This is a genomic window from Agromyces mediolanus, from assembly GCF_023715325.1.
Classification (GTDB): domain Bacteria; phylum Actinomycetota; class Actinomycetes; order Actinomycetales; family Microbacteriaceae; genus Agromyces; species Agromyces mediolanus_A.
Window position 1 is genome coordinate 110,663 of the sequence record NZ_JAMBNX010000003.1, and the last position, 19,190, is coordinate 129,852.

A 19,190-nucleotide genomic window follows, 5' to 3' on the forward strand; every position below is an offset into this window, starting at 1 on the left:
AGCTGTGACGGGCTGGTCCCGTCCGGTTCTACTGACCGTGGGCGGGCCCGCGGCGTTCTTCCGGAGACTCCCCGGTGATGGCCGGATCGCAGTCGTTGCGTCGAGTCTACCGGGTCGCGGGCGGGGCCGCGTCGAGGACGGGGGCGTACCCCCGGGACACGGGTTCGACCGCCGTGCGGACGGCGTCGACGAGCGCGCCGCGCTCGACGCCGGCGAGCGCCCACCCCGACGCGCCGCTCACGAGCGCGGCGACGGTCGCGCCGGCTGCGGCGCGCACGAGCGGATCGTTCGGGGTGCGCCCGGCGCGGTCGGCGAGGAACACGCTCAGCTGCTCCGCGACGCCGAGGAAGCGCTCGAGGCCGGAGGCCCGGAACTCCGCCTCCGCGCCGATGGTCTCGCGCTGGCTGAGCGCGAGCGGGATGCCGCGGTGCGGGTGCCGCGCGGCCAGGCCGAGCATCGCCTCGCGGAGGGCGTCGCTCGGGGCGAGCCCCGCCGGCACCTCCTCGAGCACCTCCGGGACCGCGCGCAGGGTGTCGTCGACGTCGAGCCAGAGCAGATCCGACTTCGTGGCGAAGTAGTTGAAGAAGGTGTTCCGTCCGACGCCGGCGCGCTGGGCGATCTGGTCGATCGTGGTGCGCGCGTACCCACGCTCGAGGAACAGCTCCCCCGCGGCATCCTCGAGCGTGCGCCGGGACGACGCGCGGGGTCGCCCACCGCGGGCGGAGGCCGCGGCGGCGGGCCCGCTTCCCCTCGCCGTGCCGGGGGCGCTCGATTTCGTCATAGACTCATTATGGACTGAGTACCGAAACTCGTCCGACCATTCCCTCGTCCGTCGTTCAGGAGCCCACTCGCGCATGCCCGCCACCAGCCGACGCCCAGGCGCCCGCGCCGCCGCCAGACTCGCTCTCCCCCTCGCCGCCGTCGCGGCCCTCGCCCTCGCCGGGTGCACCGCGGCCGACCCGGGCGACGCCTCCTCGACGCCGAAGCCCGGCGGCACCCTCGTCTACGCGACGGGCGACGCGGAGCCGGACTGCCTCGACCCGCACGTCGGCGGCAACTACCCGCAGGCCCTCCTCGCCGGTCAGGTGCTCGAGTCGCTCGTCTCGCTCGACGAGGACCGCCAGGTCATCCCCTGGCTCGCCGAGGCGTGGACGACGAGCGATGACGGCCTGAGCTGGGACTTCACCCTCCGCGACGACATCGTGTTCACGGACGGCACGCCGTTCGACGCTGCAGCGGTGAAGGCGAACGTCGAGCACCTGCAGGACCCGGCGACCCAGTCCTCGACCGGCTACCTGGCCGTCGGCAAGGTCGCTTCGGTCGAGGTCGTCGACGAGACCACAGCGCGCTTCCACCTGACCGCTCCCGACAGCGCGCTGCTCGAGTCGCTCGCCCAGCCGTGGACCGCGATGGAGTCGCCGGCCGGCCTCGCCCGCGGCATGGAGGAGAACTGCCGGGCGCCGATCGGCTCCGGTCCCTTCGTCGTCGACGCCTGGGTGCCCCAGGACCACGTCTCCCTCGTCCGCAACGAGGACTATCGCGGCGGTCCGGCCGACCGCGGCCGGGACGGGGCCGCCTACCTCGAAGCGATCGAGTGGCGGTTCCTCCCGGATGCCGCCTCCCGGTACGCGGCGCTCCAGGCCGGCCAGGTCGACGTGATCGACAACGCCCAGCCCGACGCGCTCCGCCAGGCGCGCGAAGGCGCGGACGGCCTCGTCGAGATCGATGCTCCGCGCCCGGGCGCCTCGAACCGGATCGAGCTGAACTCCGGGCAGGCGCCCTTCGACGACGAGCGGGTGCGCGAGGCGTTCATCCGCGCCGTCCAGGTCGACGCCGGCATCGACAGCCTCTTCTTCGGCACGGCCGACCGGAGCCACTCGGTGCTCTCCAGCGTCGAGCCGCTCGCCTACTCCGACCCGACCCTGTTCGAGCCGGACCTCGACGCGGCGAACGCACTCCTCGACGAGGCCGGCTGGTCCGCGAAGGGCGCCGACGGCATCCGCACCAAGGACGGCGCACGCCTCGTGCTGCGCTTCCCCGTCTCGACGAACCAGTCGATCCCGGCCGAACAGTCGCTGTTCGAGCAGATCCAGGCCACCGCGAAGGAGGCCGGCTTCGAGGTGCAGCTCGAGCCGCTCGACCTGTCCAGCTGGTACGGCGCGCTGTTCGCCCACGAGTACGAGCTCGTGAGCGCGCCGTACACGAAGATCGGCCCCGACGTGCTGCGCATCCTGTACCACAGCGACAGCATCGTTCCGGCGCCGAGCGGCTACTTCGCGAACCTCGCGCAGCTCTCGAACCCCGAGCTCGACGCGCTCCTCACCGAGGCCGCCTCCGCGTCGGACCCGGCCGAACGTGCCGCCGACTACGAGGCCGCGCAGCGGATCATCCTCGAGGGCTTCTACGCCCTGCCGCTGTACGACCAGCAGAACCAGTACCTGCACCGCGATGCGGTGCAGGGCGCCCGGGCGCTGCCGACGGTGTCGACTCCGTGGTTCGCCGACGCCTGGCTCGCCGACTGAGTCGATGCGGGCTCGCCGGATCCGCGCGATCGCGCTCCGCCTCGGCGGGGCGCTGTTCGTGCTCTGGGCGGTCGCGACGCTGACCTTCTTCGCGATCCACCTGGTCCCGGGTGATCCGGCGCAGGCGATCCTCGGCGGGCCCGGATCGCAGGCGCCGCAAGAGACCCTGGACCGGGTGCGTGCCGAGTACGGGCTCGACCAACCGCTCGTCGTGCAGTACGCGGCGATGCTCGGCCGCCTGCTGACGGGCGACCTCGGCACGTCGTACTCGCTGAAGGCGCCCGTCGCCGAGTTGATCGGCGGGCAGCTGCTCGGCACCCTGTCGCTCGCCCTCGCGGCGCTCGTCCTCGCCTGGGTGCTCGCGATCGGCCTCGCCCTCTGGTCGAGCGCGCCCGGTCGCCTCGCCCGCGCGGTGGCGGGCGCGGTGGAGCTCACCGCGGCGGCGCTCCCCCACTTCTGGCTCGCGACGGTGCTCATCGCCGTCTTCGCGACGGGGCTCGGCTGGCTGCCTCCCGTCGCGAACGGCAGCCCGAGCGGTCTCGTCCTGCCCGTCGTCACCCTCGCCGTGCCACTCGCGGGGTTCCTCGCACAGCTCATGCGCGAACACCTGCTCGACGCGCTCGAGCGCCCGTTCACCGTGTCCGCGCTGGCCCGCGGCGAGACGGCGACCGGGATCCGGCTGCGGCACGCCCTCCGGCATGCCGCACTCCCCGCGGTGCAGCTGTCGGGCTGGGCCATCGGCTACCTCATCTCGGGCGCCGTCGTCGTGGAGACGATCTTCGCCCGGCCGGGACTCGGGCGCACACTGCTCCGTGCGACCGAGCTGCGCGATGTGCCGCTCGTCACCGGTGTCGTCCTCGTCGTGGCGCTCGTGTACGTGCTCATGACGGTGCTCACCGATCTCGTGTCCGCGGTCGCCGACCCGCGGGTCCGGACGGCGGCCGCATGAGCGACCTCGAGCTCCGCGCGGGCGCGTCGCCGGCCGACGCGCCACGGCCGCCGGGGCGCGGCCGCGGGCGGCACCGGATGCCTCGGCCCAGCGCCCTGTTCGCCGCCCTGTTCGTCGGCTTCCTGCTCGTCGCCGTCGTCTGGCCGGGGCTGCTGGAGACCGCGCCGCCCGACGCCATCGCCCCGGCCGAGGCGTTCCAGCCGCCGTCGGCGGGGCACTGGTTCGGCACCGACGAGTCGGGACGGGACGTCTACAGCCGGGTCATCGCCGGCACGGCGCCGTCGCTGTTGATCGGCGTGCTCGCGACCGCGATCGGGCTCGCGCTCGGCCTGCTGCTCGGCGGCGTCGCCGCGCTCGGCGGACGAGTCCTCGACTTCCTGATCGGCCGGGTGAACGAGGTCCTGTTCGCCTTCCCGGGAATCCTCCTCGCGCTCCTCGTCATCGTGCTCTGGGGCCCAGGGCCGGTGACGGCGACGATCGCCGTGGGGCTGTCCACCGCGCCCGGCTACGCCCGGATCATCCGCGGCCAACTGCTCGCCATCCGCGGCTCCGGCTACGTGGAGGCCGCCCGCGTGCTCGGCCACGGCCGAGCACGCATCCTCGGCGCGCACATCCTGCCGAACGCTCTCGTCCCGATCGCGGCGCTCGCGACGCTCGGCGTGGGCCAGGCGGTCGTCTGGGCCTCATCGCTCAGCTTCCTCGGACTCGGCGCGCAGCCGCCGGCCGCCGAGTGGGGTGCGATGCTCTCGGCCGGCCGCACCTATCTCGGCACCGCCTGGTGGCTCACCGTCTTCCCCGGACTCATGATCGTCGCCACGACGCTCGCGACGACGGTCCTCGGTCGCACGCTCACCGCCCGCGACGGGGCACGACGATGAGCGAGGTGGAGCCGAGCGGCGCCGGGCCGAGCGGCTCGACGGATGCCGCGGCGTTGTCGGTGCGCGGGCTGCGCGTCGCCTTCGGCGGGACGGAGGTCGTCCGCGGAATCGATCTCGATCTCGCCCCGGGGCGGATCGTCGCCGTCGTCGGCGAGTCCGGCTCCGGCAAGAGCGTCACGGCGCGGGCCCTGCTCGGCCTCGCCGGACGCGGCGCCCTGGTCGAGGCCGAACGGTTCGAGCTCGACGGCGAGGACGTCAGCGACGCGGGAGAGCGGCGCTGGCGTCGGCTGCGCGGCGCCAAGGTCGGCCTGGTGCTCCAGGACGCGCTCGCCTCCCTCGACCCGCTGCGCCCGATCGGCCGGGAGATCGGCGACGCGCTCCGGCTGCACCTCGGCCTCCGACCGGCCGCGGCGCGGCGGCGGGTGCTCGAGCTCCTCGAACGACTCGAGCTGCCGCACCCGACGCTGACGATCGACCGCCGCTCGGGCGAGCTCTCGGGTGGAATGCGCCAGCGTGCGCTGATCGCTGCGGCCGTCGTGCTCGATCCCCCGGTGCTCGTCGCCGACGAACCGACGACGGCGCTCGACGTCGGCGTCCAGGCGACGGTCCTGCAGCTCCTCCGCGAGGCGGCCGATCGCGGCACTGCGGTGCTGCTGATCAGCCACGACCTGGCCGTCGTGTCCGGCATCGCCGACGAGGTGCTCGTCCTGGCGGACGGCGCCGTCGTGGAGCGCGGCCCGACGGCGACGGTGCTCGGCGCACCTCGGCATCCGGCGACCCGGGCGCTGCTCGCCGCCGTCCCGACGGAGGTGCCCCGGGGCGCGCCGCTGCTGGCCGAGGCGCGGCTCGGCGATCCGAGTGCAGGGCACGCGCCGACGACGGGGCCGCGGGGCGGGGCGACGGCGTCCGCGGTGGATTCCGCCCCGATCCTCGAGGCGAGCGGCCTCCGCCGGGTCTATCGCTCCCGGGGGGCCGAACTCGCGGCGGTCGACGACGTCTCGCTGGCACTCCATCCGGGCCGGACGCTGGGCCTCGTGGGCGAGTCCGGCTCGGGCAAGACGACGCTTGCGCGCCTGCTCCTCGCCCTGGAGCGCCCGGATGCCGGCGTCGTCCGCCTCGACGGCGGCCCGTGGAGCGAGTCGACGGAGGCCGCGCGGCGCCCTGCACGCCGGCGGATCGGCGCGATCTGGCAGGACCCGTACGGCTCGTTCGACCCTCGCTGGGGCGTCGCCCGTCTGCTCCGCGACGCACTGACCGTCGGCGGGCAGACGAGCGACCGCCTGGCCGTGCAGAAGCTGCTCGAGCTGGTGCGCCTGCCGTCGGCGATCGCGGCGAGCCATCCGCTCGAGCTCTCCGGTGGACAGCGCCAGCGGGTGGCGATCGCCCGCGCCCTCGCGGCCCGGCCCGAGATCCTGATCGCCGACGAGCCGGTCTCGGCGCTCGACGTGACCGTGCAGGCGGCCATCCTCGACCTCCTCGACGAGCTCCAGCGCGAACAGGGGCTGGCGCTCCTGTTCATCTCGCACGATCTCGGCGTCGTGCGCCACATGAGCGACGAGCTGGCGGTGATGCGGCACGGCCGCGTCCTCGAGCAGGGCCCGGCCGAACAGGTGTTCGCCAGCCCGCAGCATGCGTACACCACGGCCCTCATCAGGGATTCTCCTCGGCTCGCGGTCGGGGGTGATGCGCGCGCCACTGCCAGCACCCGGTAGGCTGGAGCGTCGAACATTCAGGCACCCCCATGGACTCGGTGCCGCACATACCGAACCGGAGCACCATGACCGACACCGCGCGCATCCCCGAGAAGCCGGCCCTCGAAGGGCTCGAGACGAAGTGGGGCGGTGTCTGGGAGGACCGGGGCACCTACCGCTTCGACCGCGACTCGGCGACCCGCGAGTGCATCTACTCGATCGACACGCCCCCGCCGACCGCCTCCGGATCGCTGCACATCGGCCACGTGTTCTCCTACACGCACACCGACGTCGTCGCCCGCTTCCAGCGCATGCGCGGCAAGCACGTCTTCTACCCGATGGGCTGGGACGACAACGGCCTGCCCACCGAGCGTCGGGTGCAGAACTACTACGGCGTGCGCTGCGACCCCACGCTCCCCTACGAGCCCGGCTTCACGCCGCCGTTCGAGGGCGGCGAGGGCAAGAGCGTCAAGGCCGCCGACCAGGTGCCCATCTCGCGGCGCAACTTCATCGAGCTGTGCGAGCGACTCACCGTCGAGGACGAGCAGCAGTTCGAGGCGCTCTGGCGCAGCCTCGGCCTCTCGGTCGACTGGACCCAGTCGTACCGCACCATCGCCGATGAGGCGCTGTTCACCTCACAGCTCGCGTTCATCCGCAATGTCGAGCGCGGCGAGGCCTACCAGGCGCTCGCACCGACCCTGTGGGATGTCACGTTCCGCACGGCCGTCGCGCAGGCCGAGCTCGAGGACCGCGAGCAGCCCGGCCACTACCACCGCGTGGCGTTCCAGCGCCCCGACGGCGGCACCGTCGAGATCGAGACGAGCCGTCCCGAGCTGCTCCCCGCCTGCGTCGCCCTCGTCGCCCACCCCGACGACGAGCGCTACCAGCCCCTCTTCGGCACCACCGTCACGACGCCGGTGTTCGGAGTGGAGGTGCCCGTCGTGGCCCACCACCTCGCGCAGAAGGACAAGGGTACCGGCATCGCGATGATCTGCACCTTCGGCGACGTCACCGACGTCGTCTGGTGGCGCGAGCTGCAGCTGCCGAACCGCGCGATCATCGGCTTCGACGGCCGCATCATCGCCGAGGCCCCCGAGGCGATCACGAGCGAGACCGGTCGCGAGGCGTACGCGCAGCTCGCCGGCAAGACCACCTTCTCGGCCAAGCAGGCCGTGGTGGAGCTCCTCCGCGCCTCGGGCGAGCTGCTCGCCGAGCCGAAGGCGATCACCCACCCCGTGAAGTTCTTCGAGAAGGGCGACCGCCCCCTCGAGATCGTCTCCACCAGGCAGTGGTACATCGTGAACGGCGCCCGCGACGAAGACCTCCGCGAGCGTCTGCTCGGCCGAGGTCGCGAGATCGACTGGCACCCGGACTTCATGCGCGTGCGCTACGAGAACTGGGTCGGCGGGCTCTCGGGCGACTGGCTCGTGTCACGGCAGCGCTTCTTCGGCGTCCCCATCCCGGTCTGGTACCCGCTCGACGCCGACGGCAACCCGCGCTTCGACGAGCCGATCGTCGCGAGCCGTGATCAGCTCCCGGTCGATCCGTCGTCGACGCCCGCGCCCGGGTTCGACGAGGCCCAGCGCGGCGCGCCCGACGGCTTCATCGGCGAGCACGACGTGATGGACACCTGGGCCACGTCCTCGCTCACCCCGCAGCTCGCGGGCGGCTGGGAACGCGACCCCGAGCTGTTCGAGCTCGTCTTCCCGTACTCGCTGCGCCCGCAGGGCCAGGACATCATCCGCACCTGGCTCTTCTCGACCGCACTCCGCGCCGAGCTCGAGCACGGCGTCGCCCCCTGGTCGAACGCTTCGATCTCGGGCTTCATCGTCGACCCCGACCGCAAGAAGATGTCGAAGTCGAAGGGCAACGTCGTCACCCCGGCCGGCCTTCTCGAGCAGCACGGCTCCGACGCGGTGCGCTACTGGGCCGCGTCCTCGCGCCTCGGCACCGACGCGGCCTTCGACCCGCAGAACCCGACGCAGGTGAAGATCGGCCGCCGCCTCGCGATCAAGGTGCTGAACGCCGCCAAGTTCATCCTCACCTTCGAGGGCGACGCGGACGCCCCGGTGACCGAGCCGGTCGACCGCAGCATGCTGGCCGCCCTCGAGACGGTCGTGCAGCAGGCGACGAAGGCCCTCGAGGGCTACGACCACGCCCGGGCGCTCGAGCTCAGCGAGACGTTCTTCTGGACGTTCTGCGACGACTACCTCGAGCTCGTCAAGGAGCGCGCCTACGGCGAGCAGAGCCCGGAGCAGGCCTCGGCCGTGGCCGCGCTGAAGACCGCGCTCTCGGTGCTGCTGCGCCTCTTCGCCCCGGTCATCCCCTTCGCCACCGAAGAAGCGTGGAGCTGGTCGAACGAGGGCTCGGTGCACACCGCGAGCTGGCCCGCCGCCGAAGAGCTCGCCGCCCGCGGCGAAGCCGGCATCGAACTGCTCGAACTCGCGAGCCTCGCGCTCACCGGCATCCGTCGCGCGAAGACGGACGCGAAGGCCTCGCAGAAGACCGCGGTGTCCCGCGCCGTGATCGCGGCACCGGCCGACGCCGTCACACTGCTGGAAGCCGCCGCGGGCGATCTTCGCGCCGTCGGCCGCATCGAGACGCTCGAGTTCACCTCGGCCGAGACGCTCGAGGTGCGCGACGTGGAGCTGGCGACGCCGGCCGAATGACCTGGAACCATGGGGGAAGCATGACCACGATCGACATCCGCCTGGCCGGAGAAGGCGACTTCTTCGGCTGGCTCCCGCTCTTCGAGGCGTACTGCCGCTTCTACGAGACCGAGCTCGACGACCGGAAGGCGCTGACCGTCTGGACCTGGCTCCAAGACGAGCAGCACCCGCTGCGCGCGGCGCTCGCGGTCGACGCCGAGGGCACTCCCGTGGGCCTCGCCCACTTCCGCGCCGTGCCCGACACGCTGAGCGCCACCACGGGTGCCTACCTCGACGACCTCTACGTCGCCGAGTCCGAGCGCGGCAGCGGGGCCGGGCGTGCGCTCATCGAGTTCGTGCACGCGCAGGCCGCGGAGTTCGGGCAGGGCGGCGTCAGCTGGATCACCGCGGCCGACAACGAGCCGGCGCAGGCGCTGTACGACAAGATCGCCCGGCGCACGAGCTGGGTCACCTACGAGATGGACGCCTGATGCAGCTCGGCACGCGCTGGCCGTTCGGCAGCACGCCGCCGGCCTCCGTCCCGGCCGAGACCCGGGCGCGGGTCGCCGCGCTCGAGGCGACCCGGTCCGACGGCGCCGGTCGCACCTGGACGCTCACCTGGCTCGAGGGGCGCGCGATCGCCGAGCTCGACGACGGGACCGTCATCGACGGTGACACGCTCCGCGACGCCGCCGCGTTCGGCTCGCCGGACGACGGGGACGACTGGTAGTCGCCCGCCCCGTCGTCCCGCTTGCGCTACTTCGTGGCGATGATCTCGCCGTGCGGCATCAGCAGCCAGCCGTCGGGGTCGGCGGCCCAGTCGCGCCAGGCCTGCGCGATGCGGGCGAGCTCGTCGGGGTTCGAGTGCCCGGACTCGATGGCGTGCGCGGCGAAGTTCGACTCCGTCGCCCGCACGGCCCATGACCCGCCCCACCACTCCCGGTCGAGCTCCGAGGCGAAGACCCACACGGCTCCGCTGCCGGTGAGGCCGGTGAAGCCCGCCTCGCGGGCCCACGCGGTGAGCCGGCGGCCGGCGTTCGGCTCACCGCCGTTCCAGCGGTGCACGGCGTCGTAGAGCTCCAGCCAGCGGTCGAGGCCGGCCGAGTCGGGGCTCCAGATCAGCCCGCCGTAGTCGACGTCGCGCGCGGCGAGCACCCCGCCGGGGCGGAGCACTCGACGGAACTCCCGCAGCGCGTCGACGGGCCGGCCGAGGTGCTGCAGCACCTGGTGCGCGTGCACCACATCGAAACTGTCGTCGGGGAAGTCGAGGGCGTACGCGTCACCGACGGCGAACGAGACGTTCGAGACGCCCTCGCTCGCGGCGAGCCCGGCCGCCTGCGCGACGACCTCGGCGGAGGCATCCACCCCGGTGACCCGGCCCGGTCCGACGCGGCGTGCGAGGTCGATCGAGATCGTGCCCGGTCCGCTGCCCACATCGAGCACCTCGAGGCCGGGGCGCAGGTGCGGCACGAGGTACGCGGCCGAGTTCTCCACCGTGCGCCAGGAGTGGATGCGCAGCACGCTCTCGTGGTGTCCGTGGGTGTATGCGTCGCGGGGCGTGGTCGTCATATCGGCAACATTACGCGCGCCCGACCCACTGTGACGCCGGACGACGGATGCCCCGACCGCTCGTGCGGCCGGGGCATCCGTGAGGCGTTCGTCAGATCGCGAAGCCGAGCGCGCGCATCATGTCGCGGCCGTCGTCGGTGATCCGCTCGGGACCCCACGGCGGCATCCACACCCAGTTGATGCGGAAGGCGTCGACGACGCCGTCGAGGGCCTGCGCCGTCTGCTCCTCGATCACGTCGGTGAGCGGGCAGCCGGCGCTCGTGAGCGTCATGTGGATCACGAGTGCGTCGTTCTCGTCGTCCCAGCCGAGGTCGTAGATGAGCCCGAGATCGACGATGTTGACCCCGAGCTCGGGGTCGACGACGTCCTTCAGCGCCTCTTCGACCTCGTCGTAGCGCTCCGGCGCGAGTGAGGTGACCATGGTCAGATCCTACGCCCGGGTCACTCCGCCGAGGCGGGCTCAGCGACCTGGTAGCGGTCGTAGCCCTCTTCCTCGAGACGGTCGGCCAGCTCGGGGCCGCCCTGCTCGGCGATCTTGCCGGCGACGAAGACGTGCACGAAGTCCGGCTTGATGTAGCGGAGGATGCGCGTGTAGTGCGTGATCAGGAGGATACCGAGCCCGGTGTTCTCCTTCGCGCGGTTGACGCCCTCGGAGACGATCTTCAGCGCATCGACGTCGAGGCCGGAGTCGGTCTCGTCGAGCACCGCGAACTTCGGCTTCAGGAGCTCGAGCTGCAGGATCTCGTTGCGCTTCTTCTCGCCGCCGGAGAAGCCCTCGTTGACGTTGCGCTCGGCGAAGGCCGAGTCCATCTTGAGGTTGCCCATCGCGGTGCGGACGTCCTTGACCCAGTGGCGCACGCTCGGCGCCTCGCCGTCGATCGCGGTCTTGGCGGTGCGGAGGAAGTTCGTGACGGTCACGCCGGGGATCTCCACCGGGTACTGCATGGCGAGGAAGAGGCCGGCGCGGGCCCGCTCGTCGACCGACATCTCGAGGACGTTCTCGCCGTCGAGCAGGATCTCGCCTTCGACCACCGTGTACTTCGGGTGGCCGGCGATGGTGTACGCGAGGGTGGACTTGCCGGAGCCGTTCGGGCCCATGATGGCGTGGATCTCGCCCTCGTTGATGACGAGGTCGACGCCGCGGAGGATCTCGCGGGTGCCCTGGTCGGTTTCGACGTTGACGTGCAGGTTCTTGATCTCGAGCACGGACATGATCTGGTTTCTGGTCTCTTTCGTCGTTCGGCGCGCAGCCGATGGATGCTTGGGCTGAGCTGGTCGCTCAGACGGTCACGGTGACCGCGGGGTCGATCAGGACGTCGCCGCCCGAGATCTCGACCTGGTAGACGGGGACCGGCTCGTAGGCCGGGAGGGTGAGCGGCTTGCCGGTGCGCAGCGAGAACTTCGAGCCGTGGGCCCAGCACTCGAGCGTGTCGTCCTCCACGAAGCCCTCGGCCAGCGAGATGTCGCCGTGGGTGCAGGTGTCGCCGATGGCGAACACGTCGCCCGCGGCGTCCTTCACCACGGCGATCGGCACGCCGTCAAGGACGAAGCGCGACGCCTGGTTCTCGACGAGCTCGTCGATTCCGCAGACTCGGACGGCGGCCATCTCAGGCGCCCTGCAGTTCGGCTTCGAGGGCGGCGGTGAGGCGCTCTTCGAGCTCCGCCACGCCGATCTGCTGCACGATCTCGTTCAGGAAGCCGCGCACGACGAGGCGGCGGGCCTCCTCTTCGGTGATGCCGCGGGCCATGAGGTAGAACAGCTGCTCGTCGTCGAAGCGACCGGTGGCCGAGGCGTGCCCGGCTCCCGCGATGTTGCCCGTCTCGATCTCGAGGTTCGGGATCGAGTCGGCGCGGGTGCCGTCGCTCAGCACGAGGTTGCGGTTCTGCTCGTAGCTGTCGGTGCCGACCGCCGCATTGCCGATGAGCACATCGCCGATCCAGACGCTGCGCGCGCCCTCGCCCTGAAGCGCGCCCTTGTAGGTGACGCGGCTGCGGGTGTTCGGAGCGTCGTGGTGCACGTACACCTGCTGCTCGAGGTGCTGGCCCGCGTCGGAGAAGTACAGGCCGAGGGCCTCGACGTCGCCGCCCTGCTCGGCGAGGTGGGTCGACGGGTTCACCCGGACGACCTTGCCGCCGAGCGAGACGACGATGTGCTTGAGCTTGGCGTCGCGGCCGATGCGCGCGAAGTGGCTCGCGAGGTGCACGGCGTCGTCGTCCCACTCCTGCACCGAGACGACCGTGAGGTTCGCGCCCTCGCCGACGATGACCTCGACGTTCTCGGAGAGCCGGGCGGAACCGGTGCCGGCGAGCACCACGAGGCCGCGGCTGTTGGGCGCCGCCTCGATCACGGTGTGGGCGCCGCGCGGGGTGCTGCCGAGGCCGGTGCGGGTGACGGTGGCGATCTTGTCGTCCTCGCCGGTGACGCGGATGAGGAGGGCCTCGCCGAAGCTCGTCCAGGCGTTGGCGGAGGCGCGCTCCTCGGGCGTGCCGGCGGTTCCGATGCGGGCATCGTCACGGGCGATCCACTCGACCGCGACGCCCTCGGCGCCCGCGGTCTCGAGCCCGAGGCGGGCGCCGTCGAGCTCACCCGAGGTGAGGTCGGCGAAGGCGGCGACCGGGGACAGCTTCCATTCGTGCTCGCGGCCCGTGACGGGGGCGAAGTCGGCGACGTCGACCGAGCGGAAGCGCTCGGAGCGGGTCTGCACGGGGACGACGGGGCCGTCCGAGTGCGCGACGAGGCCGTGCTGGCCGGCGGTGGGCATGGCGGTGCTCTGCGTTGCGACGGTCATTGCTTAGCCGACCGATCCTTCCATGCCCATCTCGATGAGCTTGTTGAGTTCCATCGCGTATTCCATCGGCAGCTCGCGCGCGATCGGCTCGATGAACCCGCGCACGATCATGGCCATGGCCTCGTCCTCCGGGATGCCGCGGGCCATGAGGTAGAACAGCTGTTCCTCGCTGACCTTCGACACCGTGGCCTCGTGCCCGAGCTGCACGTCGTCGACACGGATGTCGATCGCCGGGTAGGTGTCGCTGCGCGAGATGGTGTCGACGAGCAGCGCGTCGCAGCGCACGGTGTTCGCCGCGTGGTGCGCATTCGCGTCGACGCGGACCTCGCCGCGGTAGCCGGCGCGGCCCCCGCCGCGCGCGATCGACTTCGAGACGATCGACGACTGCGTGTACGGCGCCATGTGGATCATCTTGGCGCCCGCGTCCTGGTGCTGGCCGGGGCCGGCGAAGGCGACCGAGAGGGTCTCGCCCTTGGCGTGCTCGCCCATCAGGAAGATCGACGGGTACTTCATCGTCACCTTGGAGCCGATGTTGCCGTCGATCCACTCCATGGTGGCGCCCTCGTGGGCGACGGCGCGCTTGGTGACGAGGTTGTAGACGTTGTTCGACCAGTTCTGGATCGTCGTGTACCGAACGCGGGCGTTCTTCTTCACGATGATCTCGACGACGGCCGAGTGCAGCGAGTCGCTCTTGTAGATCGGCGCGGTGCAGCCCTCGATGTAGTGGACGTAGCTGCCCTCGTCGGCGATGATCAGCGTGCGCTCGAACTGGCCCATGTTCTCCGTGTTGATCCGGAAGTAGGCCTGCAGCGGGATCTCGACCTGGACGCCCTTCGGCACGTACACGAAGGAGCCGCCCGACCAGACGGCCGTGTTCAGCGCGGCGAACTTGTTGTCGCCGGCCGGGATGACCGTGCCGAAGTACTCCTCGAAGATCTCGGGGTGCTCCTTGAGCGCGGTGTCGGTGTCGAGGAAGATGACGCCCTGCTCCTCCAGGTCCTCACGGATCTGGTGGTAGACGACCTCGGACTCGTACTGCGCGGCGACGCCGGCGACGAGGCGCTGGCGCTCGGCCTCGGGGATGCCGAGGCGCTCGTAGGTGTTGCGGATGTCCTCGGGCAGGTCCTCCCAGCTCTGGGCCTGCTTCTCCGTGGACCGCACGAAGTACTTGATGTTCTCGAAGTCGATCTCCGAGAGGTCGGCGCCCCAGCTGGGCATCGGCTTGCGGTCGAAGAGCTGGAGAGCGCGGAGGCGGCGCTGGAGCATCCACTCCGGTTCTTCCTTCAGGCGCGAGATGTCGGCGACCACCTCCTGCGAGAGTCCGCGGCGGGCCGAAGCCCCGGCGGCATCCGAGTCGGCCCAGCCGAACTCGTACACGCCGAGCCCTTCGAGCTCTGGGCGGTCGATCAGTACGTCCGTCATGCTCTCCTCTTCTCCTTCCCTGCGACCGGCTATCAGACCGGCTCACCGTGCGCCGTGAATCGAGGTGTTCGCGACGACTGGTGATGTGCAGGTGGCTCCATTGCGAACCTAAGATGGCAGAGAGGCCGAGCGCGCGATTCACCGCGCGGGGCCCGCCATCTGATCAAGTCTATAGGGTCGCCCCGACACTGGCTCCGTTCCACGCGACCCGGATGAGGAACTCCGCGTGAACCGCCCGAGCACCGGCCTGCACGTCCCCACGAGTCTGCGCGTTTTCGCTTGGCTGTCGTTCATCTTCAACGTCGTGATCATCGCGACCGGCGGCGCGGTCCGGCTCACGGGCTCCGGGCTCGGCTGCAGCGACTGGCCGGTCTGCGTGCCGGGCTCGCTCGTGCCGACGCCCGAGCTGGGCATACACGGCATCATCGAGTTCGCGAATCGCACGATCAGCGGCCCGCTGCTCCTCGCGGCGATCGCCGTGATGGTGCTCAGCTGGCGCCGCCGCGCCGCCCGTCATGACCTGTTCGTGCTCTCGCTGGTCATCCTCGCGCTCGTCGTGCTGCAGGCGCTGGTCGGGGCCTTCGTGGTGTGGCAGGAGCTCGCGGCAGCGCTGGTCGGCTTCCACTACACGGTCTCGGTGGTCATCGTCTGCCTCACGGCCGCCTTCCTGGCCCGAATGGGCGAGCCCGCGGGCGCGCGCGAGATCGCGGTGCCGAAGGGCTTCGCGATCCTCACCCATGTCACGAGCCTCGTGCTCGCGATCACGGTGATCGTCGGGGTGTTCACCACGGGTTCCGGCCCGCACTCGGGCGACGACGACGTGGTGCGCACGGGCGTCGACGCGAGCCTGCTCGCCCACGTCCACGCCTGGCCCGGCTACGCGCTCGCCGCGCTCACGGTGGCCCTCACGGTCTGGGCCGGGCTGAAGCGCCTGCGCCCGCTTCCTTGGCTGCTGGTGCTGCTCGCGATCGTGCTCGTGCAGGTCGCCGTCGGCCTGTACCAGGCGCGCAACGGGCTTCCGCCCCTCGCAGTCGGCGTGCACATGGTGCTCGCCTCGCTCTCGGCCGCCGCCCTCACGGTCGTCGTGCTCCGGCTGAAGCGGCCCGTGGCGGTCGATGTCCGGGCCGAGGCATCCGCTCCCGCGACGGTCAGCGCCACCTGAGCCACCGCGCTGCGCCGCGCCGGCGTCGTCGTCTGCGGCGTGCGCGGGCGGGCGGGCGGGCGGGCGGGCGGATGAGAATCCCCTCCCGGGAGGGCGGGATCCGCGACGGAGACCTCCCCCGGCGCGATTCCCCTCCGCACCCGACGCGGCGCGGGGCCGGCGAAGGGCGCACTCCGGGCGGAGCGGCCGGGGCTAGAAGGGCAGCAGCGGGTCGATGCCGACGGCGAGGAACACCAAGGACAGGTAGACGATCGAGCCGTGGAAGACCCGCATCGGCGAGACCTGCTCGTGCCGGATCGCGAGGTTGTAGAGGCGATGGGTCTCGTAGATGAACCACGCGCCGGTCACGACGGCGACGGTCGAGTAGACGAGGCCCATGCCGGCGATCGGGATCAGCAGCAGCGAGCACGCCACCGTCGCCCAGGCGTAGAGGATGACCTGCAGGCCGACCTGCGCACGCCCGCGGACGACGGCGAGCATCGGCACGCCCGCGGCCGCGTAGTCGGCCTTGTACTTCATGGAGAGCGGCCAGTAGTGCGGCGGGGTCCACAGGAAGATGATCAGGAACAGGATGACCGGCGGCCAGCTCAGGTCCTCGGTGACCGCCGCCCAGCCGATCAGCACCGGCATGCAGCCGGCGATGCCGCCCCAGACGATGTTCTGGGCGGTGCGGCGCTTCAGGATGAGGCTGTAGAACACGACGTAGAGCAGGATGGCCGCGAGCGAGAGCAGTGCCGCGAGCCAGTTCGTGAAGACCCAGAGCCAGACGATGGATGCCGCGCCGAGTGCGTAGGCGAAGACGAGCGCCTCGCGGTCGCTGAGCTCGCCGGTGACGAGCGGCCGGCCCTGCGTGCGCTTCATCACCCGGTCGATGTCGCGGTCGATGTAGCAGTTGAAGGCGCCGGCGCTGCCGGCGCTCATGGCTCCACCGATGAGTGTCGCGATGAGCAGCCAGAGATCGGGCAGCCCCTGCTGCGCGAGGATCATGGTCGGCGCGGTGACGACGAGCAGGAGCTCGATCACCCGCGGCTTCGTCAGGGCCACGTAGGCGCCGAGCTTGCGACGGAAGGTCGACGGGGCCCGGGTCGCAGTGGTCTCGCCTGTTGCCTGCATCGCTCCTCTTTCGGTGACGCCGCGCTGATGATCGCGCGCGGGCACGCCTCCTTCGATTCTAGGCCATCGCCGCCGCAGCAGCGGCGCGCCCGGGCCGGGCCCGCGGCGCGGTGTCGAGGGCGCGGCGCGATCGTCACGATCGGCCACGGTGCACGCCCCCACTCCATATACTGAGGGAGAGCGCGCCCGATGGCGCGGCTCCGAGCTGCTGACGAGTCGTCGACGGCCGGGGCTGACGGTCTGGGCTCCACCGCGCCGCAGCGATTCCCTGGCGGGCCCGGGGGCCGGTCGGCTCCCCGCGACCCCGCCACGACCGGAAGGAACAGCAACCTCGTGGCAACTCTGCAATGGGACTCCCTCGACGATCGCGCGGTCGACACGGCTCGCGTGCTCGCGGCCGACGCCGTGGAGAAGGTCGGCAACGGACACCCGGGCACGGCGATGAGCCTCGCCCCAGCGGCGTACCTCCTCTTCCAGAAGGTGATGCACCGCGATCCCGCCGACCTCGACTGGCTCGGGCGCGACCGCTTCATCCTCTCCGCGGGCCACTCCTCGCTCACGCAGTACGTGCAGCTCTACCTCGAGGGCTCCGGCCTCGAGCTCGACGACCTGAAGGCGCTCCGCACCTGGGGTTCGAAGACCCCGGGGCACCCGGAGTACGGCCACACCGCCGGCGTCGAGATCACGACCGGGCCCCTCGGCCAGGGGCTCGCCTCGGCCGTCGGCTTCGCCTACGCCGCCCGCTACGAGCGCGGCCTGTTCGACCCCGAGGCGCCGGCCGGCGAGAGCCCCTTCGACCACTTCGTCTACGTGATCGCCGGCGACGGCGACCTGCAGGAGGGGGTGACGAGCGAGGCATCCTCCCTCGCCGGCCACCAGCAGCTCGGCAACCTCGTCGTGATCTACGACTCGAACCAGATCTCGATCGAGGACGACACGAACATCGCCTTCACCGAGGACGTCGCGAAGCGCTACGAGTCCTACGGCTGGCACGTGCAGACGGTCGACTGGAAGAAGACGGGCGAGTACGTCGAGGACGTCGCCGAGCTCTACGCCGCCATCGAGGCGGCGAAGGGCGAGCAGGCGAAGCCCTCGATCATCATCCTGAAGACGATCATCGGCTGGCCCTCCCCCGGCAAGCAGAACTCCGGCAAGATCCACGGCTCGGCGCTCGGCGCCGCCGAACTCGCCGCGACCAAGGAGGTGCTCGGCTTCGACCCGGAGCAGAGCTTCGTCGTCGCCGAGGACGTCATCGAGCGCACCCGTGGCGCCCGCGAGCGCGGCGCTGCGCTGCACCGCGAGTGGCAGGCCTCCTACGACGCGTGGGCGGCGGCCAACCCGGAGCGCAAGGCGCTGCTCGACCGGCTCGAGGCGGGCGAGCTGCCCGAGGGCCTCGAGCAGGTCCTGCCGGCGTTCGAGGCGGGCACCGAGGTGTCCACCCGTGCCGCGTCCGGCAAGGTCATCAACGCGCTGGCCGCCGAGCTCCCCGAGCTCTGGGGCGGTTCGGCCGACCTCGCCGAGTCGAACCTCACCACCATCAACGGCGGCGGCTCGTTCGTGCCGAGCGAGCACTCCACGCACGAGTGGGCGGGCAACCCCTACGGCCGCGTGCTGCACTTCGGCATCCGCGAGCACGCGATGGGCGCCATCCTGAACGGCATCGTGCTGCACGGGCCGACGCGCGCCTTCGGCGGCACCTTCCTGATCTTCAGCGACTACATGCGGCCCGCCGTGCGGCTCGCGGCCCTCATGCAGGTGCCGTCGATCTTCGTCTGGACGCACGACTCCGTCGCCCTCGGCGAGGACGGCCCGACGCACCAGCCCATCGAGCAGCTCGCGAGCCTCCGGGCCATCCCGGGCCTCGACGTCGTGCGCCCCGCCGACGCCAACGAGGTCGCGTACGCCTGGCTCGAGATCCTGAAGCGCCGCGGCGGCCCCGCGGGCATCGCCCTGACCCGCCAGAACATCCCGGTGTTCGAGCGCGGCGACGGCGAGGCGTCCGGCGATGTCTTCGCGAGCGCCGCGAACGTCTCGAAGGGGGCCTACGTGCTCGCCGAGGCCGCATCGGGCACGCCGGACGTCATCCTCATCGCCACGGGCTCCGAGGTGCAGCTGGCCGTCGCGGCCCGCGAACAGCTCGCCGCCGAGGGCATCGCCGCGCGCGTCGTGTCCGCCCCGAGCCTCGAGTGGTTCGAGGAGCAGGACGCCGCGTACCGCGAGCAGGTGCTTCCCGCCGCGGTGACCGCGCGCGTCTCGGTCGAGGCCGGGCTCTCGCTCAGCTGGCAGCGCTACCTCGGCGACCGCGGCCGCGCCGTGTCGATCGAGCACTTCGGCGCCTCTGCCGACTACAAGACCCTGTTCCGCGAGTTCGGCATCACGACGGACGCCGTCGTCGCCGCCGCAAAGGAATCGCTCGCCGTCTGAGCGGGCACGAAGGAGCAACGAAC

The 19,190-nt window shown here is 71.6% G+C and carries 17 protein-coding genes; 9 read left to right on the top strand and 8 right to left on the bottom strand.

Annotation, left to right across the window (positions count from 1 at the left end; all coding sequences use genetic code 11):
• Positions 1–106 precede the first annotated feature (106 nt).
• Positions 107–781, bottom strand: a complete 675-nt coding sequence (locus M3147_RS06760) for a TetR/AcrR family transcriptional regulator (protein ID WP_251202712.1) — start codon at positions 779–781, stop codon at positions 107–109.
• Between the two features lie 73 nt (positions 782–854).
• Between M3147_RS06760 and M3147_RS06765 the strand changes: the two genes are divergently transcribed.
• The 7 genes from M3147_RS06765 (at position 855) to M3147_RS06795 (ending at position 9,418) form a co-directional block, all read left to right on the top strand.
• A complete protein-coding gene (locus tag M3147_RS06765) occupies positions 855–2,522 on the top strand; it encodes an ABC transporter substrate-binding protein (protein ID WP_251202713.1) in 1,668 nt (555 codons plus the stop codon).
• Positions 2,523–2,526: 4 nt separating this feature from the next.
• The gene (locus tag M3147_RS06770) at positions 2,527–3,471 is read left to right on the top strand and encodes an ABC transporter permease (protein WP_251202714.1); all 945 of its coding nucleotides are present in this window, start codon (positions 2,527–2,529) and stop codon (positions 3,469–3,471) included.
• Positions 3,468–4,349, top strand: a complete 882-nt coding sequence (locus tag M3147_RS06775; RefSeq protein ID WP_439954187.1) for an ABC transporter permease — start codon at positions 3,468–3,470, stop codon at positions 4,347–4,349. The genes M3147_RS06770 and M3147_RS06775 overlap by 4 nt, the downstream gene beginning before the upstream one ends.
• Positions 4,346–6,061, top strand: a complete 1,716-nt coding sequence (locus M3147_RS06780) for a dipeptide ABC transporter ATP-binding protein (RefSeq protein ID WP_251202715.1) — start codon at positions 4,346–4,348, stop codon at positions 6,059–6,061. Before M3147_RS06775 ends, M3147_RS06780 begins: the two co-directional genes overlap by 4 nt.
• A 65-nt stretch (positions 6,062–6,126) precedes the next feature.
• Positions 6,127–8,709 carry a valine--tRNA ligase gene (gene valS, locus M3147_RS06785; RefSeq protein WP_251202716.1) on the top strand — a complete coding sequence of 861 codons (2,583 nt, stop codon included), beginning with the start codon at positions 6,127–6,129 and terminating at the stop codon, positions 8,707–8,709.
• A gap of 20 nt (positions 8,710–8,729) precedes the next feature.
• On the top strand, positions 8,730–9,179 hold the full coding sequence (locus M3147_RS06790) for a GNAT family N-acetyltransferase (RefSeq protein WP_251202717.1): 450 nt from the start codon (positions 8,730–8,732) through the stop codon (positions 9,177–9,179).
• Positions 9,179–9,418, top strand: a complete 240-nt coding sequence (locus tag M3147_RS06795; RefSeq protein ID WP_251202718.1) for a hypothetical protein — start codon at positions 9,179–9,181, stop codon at positions 9,416–9,418. The genes M3147_RS06790 and M3147_RS06795 overlap by 1 nt, the downstream gene beginning before the upstream one ends.
• A gap of 26 nt (positions 9,419–9,444) precedes the next feature.
• On the opposite strand, the gene M3147_RS06800 is transcribed toward M3147_RS06795, so the two are convergent.
• The 6 genes from M3147_RS06800 to sufB all read right to left on the bottom strand — a co-directional run bounded on the left by M3147_RS06800 (position 9,445) and on the right by sufB (position 14,468).
• Positions 9,445–10,257, bottom strand: a complete 813-nt coding sequence (locus M3147_RS06800) for a methyltransferase domain-containing protein (protein ID WP_251202719.1) — start codon at positions 10,255–10,257, stop codon at positions 9,445–9,447.
• Positions 10,258–10,348: 91 nt separating this feature from the next.
• Positions 10,349–10,678 carry a metal-sulfur cluster assembly factor gene (locus tag M3147_RS06805; RefSeq protein WP_243568292.1) on the bottom strand — a complete coding sequence of 110 codons (330 nt, stop codon included), beginning with the start codon at positions 10,676–10,678 and terminating at the stop codon, positions 10,349–10,351.
• A 20-nt stretch (positions 10,679–10,698) separates the two neighbouring features.
• Complete coding sequence (gene sufC / locus M3147_RS06810) at positions 10,699–11,469, bottom strand: Fe-S cluster assembly ATPase SufC (RefSeq protein ID WP_251202720.1); 771 nt, start codon at positions 11,467–11,469, stop codon at positions 10,699–10,701.
• 67 nt (positions 11,470–11,536) lie between these two features.
• On the bottom strand, positions 11,537–11,863 hold the full coding sequence (locus tag M3147_RS06815; RefSeq protein WP_243568290.1) for a non-heme iron oxygenase ferredoxin subunit: 327 nt from the start codon (positions 11,861–11,863) through the stop codon (positions 11,537–11,539).
• A gap of 1 nt (position 11,864) precedes the next feature.
• Positions 11,865–13,046 (bottom strand): Fe-S cluster assembly protein SufD, encoded by a 1,182-nt coding sequence (gene sufD, locus M3147_RS06820; protein ID WP_439954188.1) that lies wholly within the window; start codon positions 13,044–13,046, stop codon positions 11,865–11,867.
• 3 nt (positions 13,047–13,049) lie between these two features.
• Entirely contained in the window at positions 13,050–14,468 is a 1,419-nt protein-coding gene (gene sufB / locus M3147_RS06825; RefSeq protein WP_251202721.1) for a Fe-S cluster assembly protein SufB, read from the bottom strand.
• A 226-nt stretch (positions 14,469–14,694) separates the two neighbouring features.
• On the opposite strand from sufB, the gene M3147_RS06830 reads away from it, so the two are divergent.
• Positions 14,695–15,630, top strand: a complete 936-nt coding sequence (locus tag M3147_RS06830) for a COX15/CtaA family protein (RefSeq protein WP_251202722.1) — start codon at positions 14,695–14,697, stop codon at positions 15,628–15,630.
• A gap of 192 nt (positions 15,631–15,822) precedes the next feature.
• Here M3147_RS06830 and M3147_RS06835 read toward each other — a convergent pair whose 3' ends face one another.
• Complete coding sequence (locus tag M3147_RS06835; protein WP_251202723.1) at positions 15,823–16,743, bottom strand: heme o synthase; 921 nt, start codon at positions 16,741–16,743, stop codon at positions 15,823–15,825.
• 333 nt (positions 16,744–17,076) lie between these two features.
• On the opposite strand from M3147_RS06835, the gene tkt reads away from it, so the two are divergent.
• The gene (gene tkt / locus M3147_RS06840) at positions 17,077–19,167 is read left to right on the top strand and encodes a transketolase (protein ID WP_251202724.1); all 2,091 of its coding nucleotides are present in this window, start codon (positions 17,077–17,079) and stop codon (positions 19,165–19,167) included.
• Positions 19,168–19,190: the final 23 nt, after the last annotated feature.

What these genes read in the sequence shown, in the direction of transcription:
- M3147_RS06760 (WP_251202712.1), bottom strand. Translation starts at nt 781, where the DNA reads ATGACGAAATCGAGCGCCCCCGGCACGGCGAGGGGAAGCGGGCCCGCC.
- M3147_RS06765 (WP_251202713.1), top strand. Translation starts at nt 855, where the DNA reads ATGCCCGCCACCAGCCGACGCCCAGGCGCCCGCGCCGCCGCCAGACTC.
- M3147_RS06770 (WP_251202714.1), top strand. Translation starts at nt 2,527, where the DNA reads ATGCGGGCTCGCCGGATCCGCGCGATCGCGCTCCGCCTCGGCGGGGCG.
- M3147_RS06775 (WP_439954187.1), top strand. Translation starts at nt 3,468, where the DNA reads ATGAGCGACCTCGAGCTCCGCGCGGGCGCGTCGCCGGCCGACGCGCCA.
- M3147_RS06780 (WP_251202715.1), top strand. Translation starts at nt 4,346, where the DNA reads ATGAGCGAGGTGGAGCCGAGCGGCGCCGGGCCGAGCGGCTCGACGGAT.
- valS (WP_251202716.1), top strand. Translation starts at nt 6,127, where the DNA reads ATGACCGACACCGCGCGCATCCCCGAGAAGCCGGCCCTCGAAGGGCTC.
- M3147_RS06790 (WP_251202717.1), top strand. Translation starts at nt 8,730, where the DNA reads ATGACCACGATCGACATCCGCCTGGCCGGAGAAGGCGACTTCTTCGGC.
- M3147_RS06795 (WP_251202718.1), top strand. Translation starts at nt 9,179, where the DNA reads ATGCAGCTCGGCACGCGCTGGCCGTTCGGCAGCACGCCGCCGGCCTCC.
- M3147_RS06800 (WP_251202719.1), bottom strand. Translation starts at nt 10,257, where the DNA reads ATGACGACCACGCCCCGCGACGCATACACCCACGGACACCACGAGAGC.
- M3147_RS06805 (WP_243568292.1), bottom strand. Translation starts at nt 10,678, where the DNA reads ATGGTCACCTCACTCGCGCCGGAGCGCTACGACGAGGTCGAAGAGGCG.
- sufC (WP_251202720.1), bottom strand. Translation starts at nt 11,469, where the DNA reads ATGTCCGTGCTCGAGATCAAGAACCTGCACGTCAACGTCGAAACCGAC.
- M3147_RS06815 (WP_243568290.1), bottom strand. Translation starts at nt 11,863, where the DNA reads ATGGCCGCCGTCCGAGTCTGCGGAATCGACGAGCTCGTCGAGAACCAG.
- sufD (WP_439954188.1), bottom strand. Translation starts at nt 13,046, where the DNA reads ATGACCGTCGCAACGCAGAGCACCGCCATGCCCACCGCCGGCCAGCAC.
- sufB (WP_251202721.1), bottom strand. Translation starts at nt 14,468, where the DNA reads ATGACGGACGTACTGATCGACCGCCCAGAGCTCGAAGGGCTCGGCGTG.
- M3147_RS06835 (WP_251202723.1), bottom strand. Translation starts at nt 16,743, where the DNA reads ATGCAGGCAACAGGCGAGACCACTGCGACCCGGGCCCCGTCGACCTTC.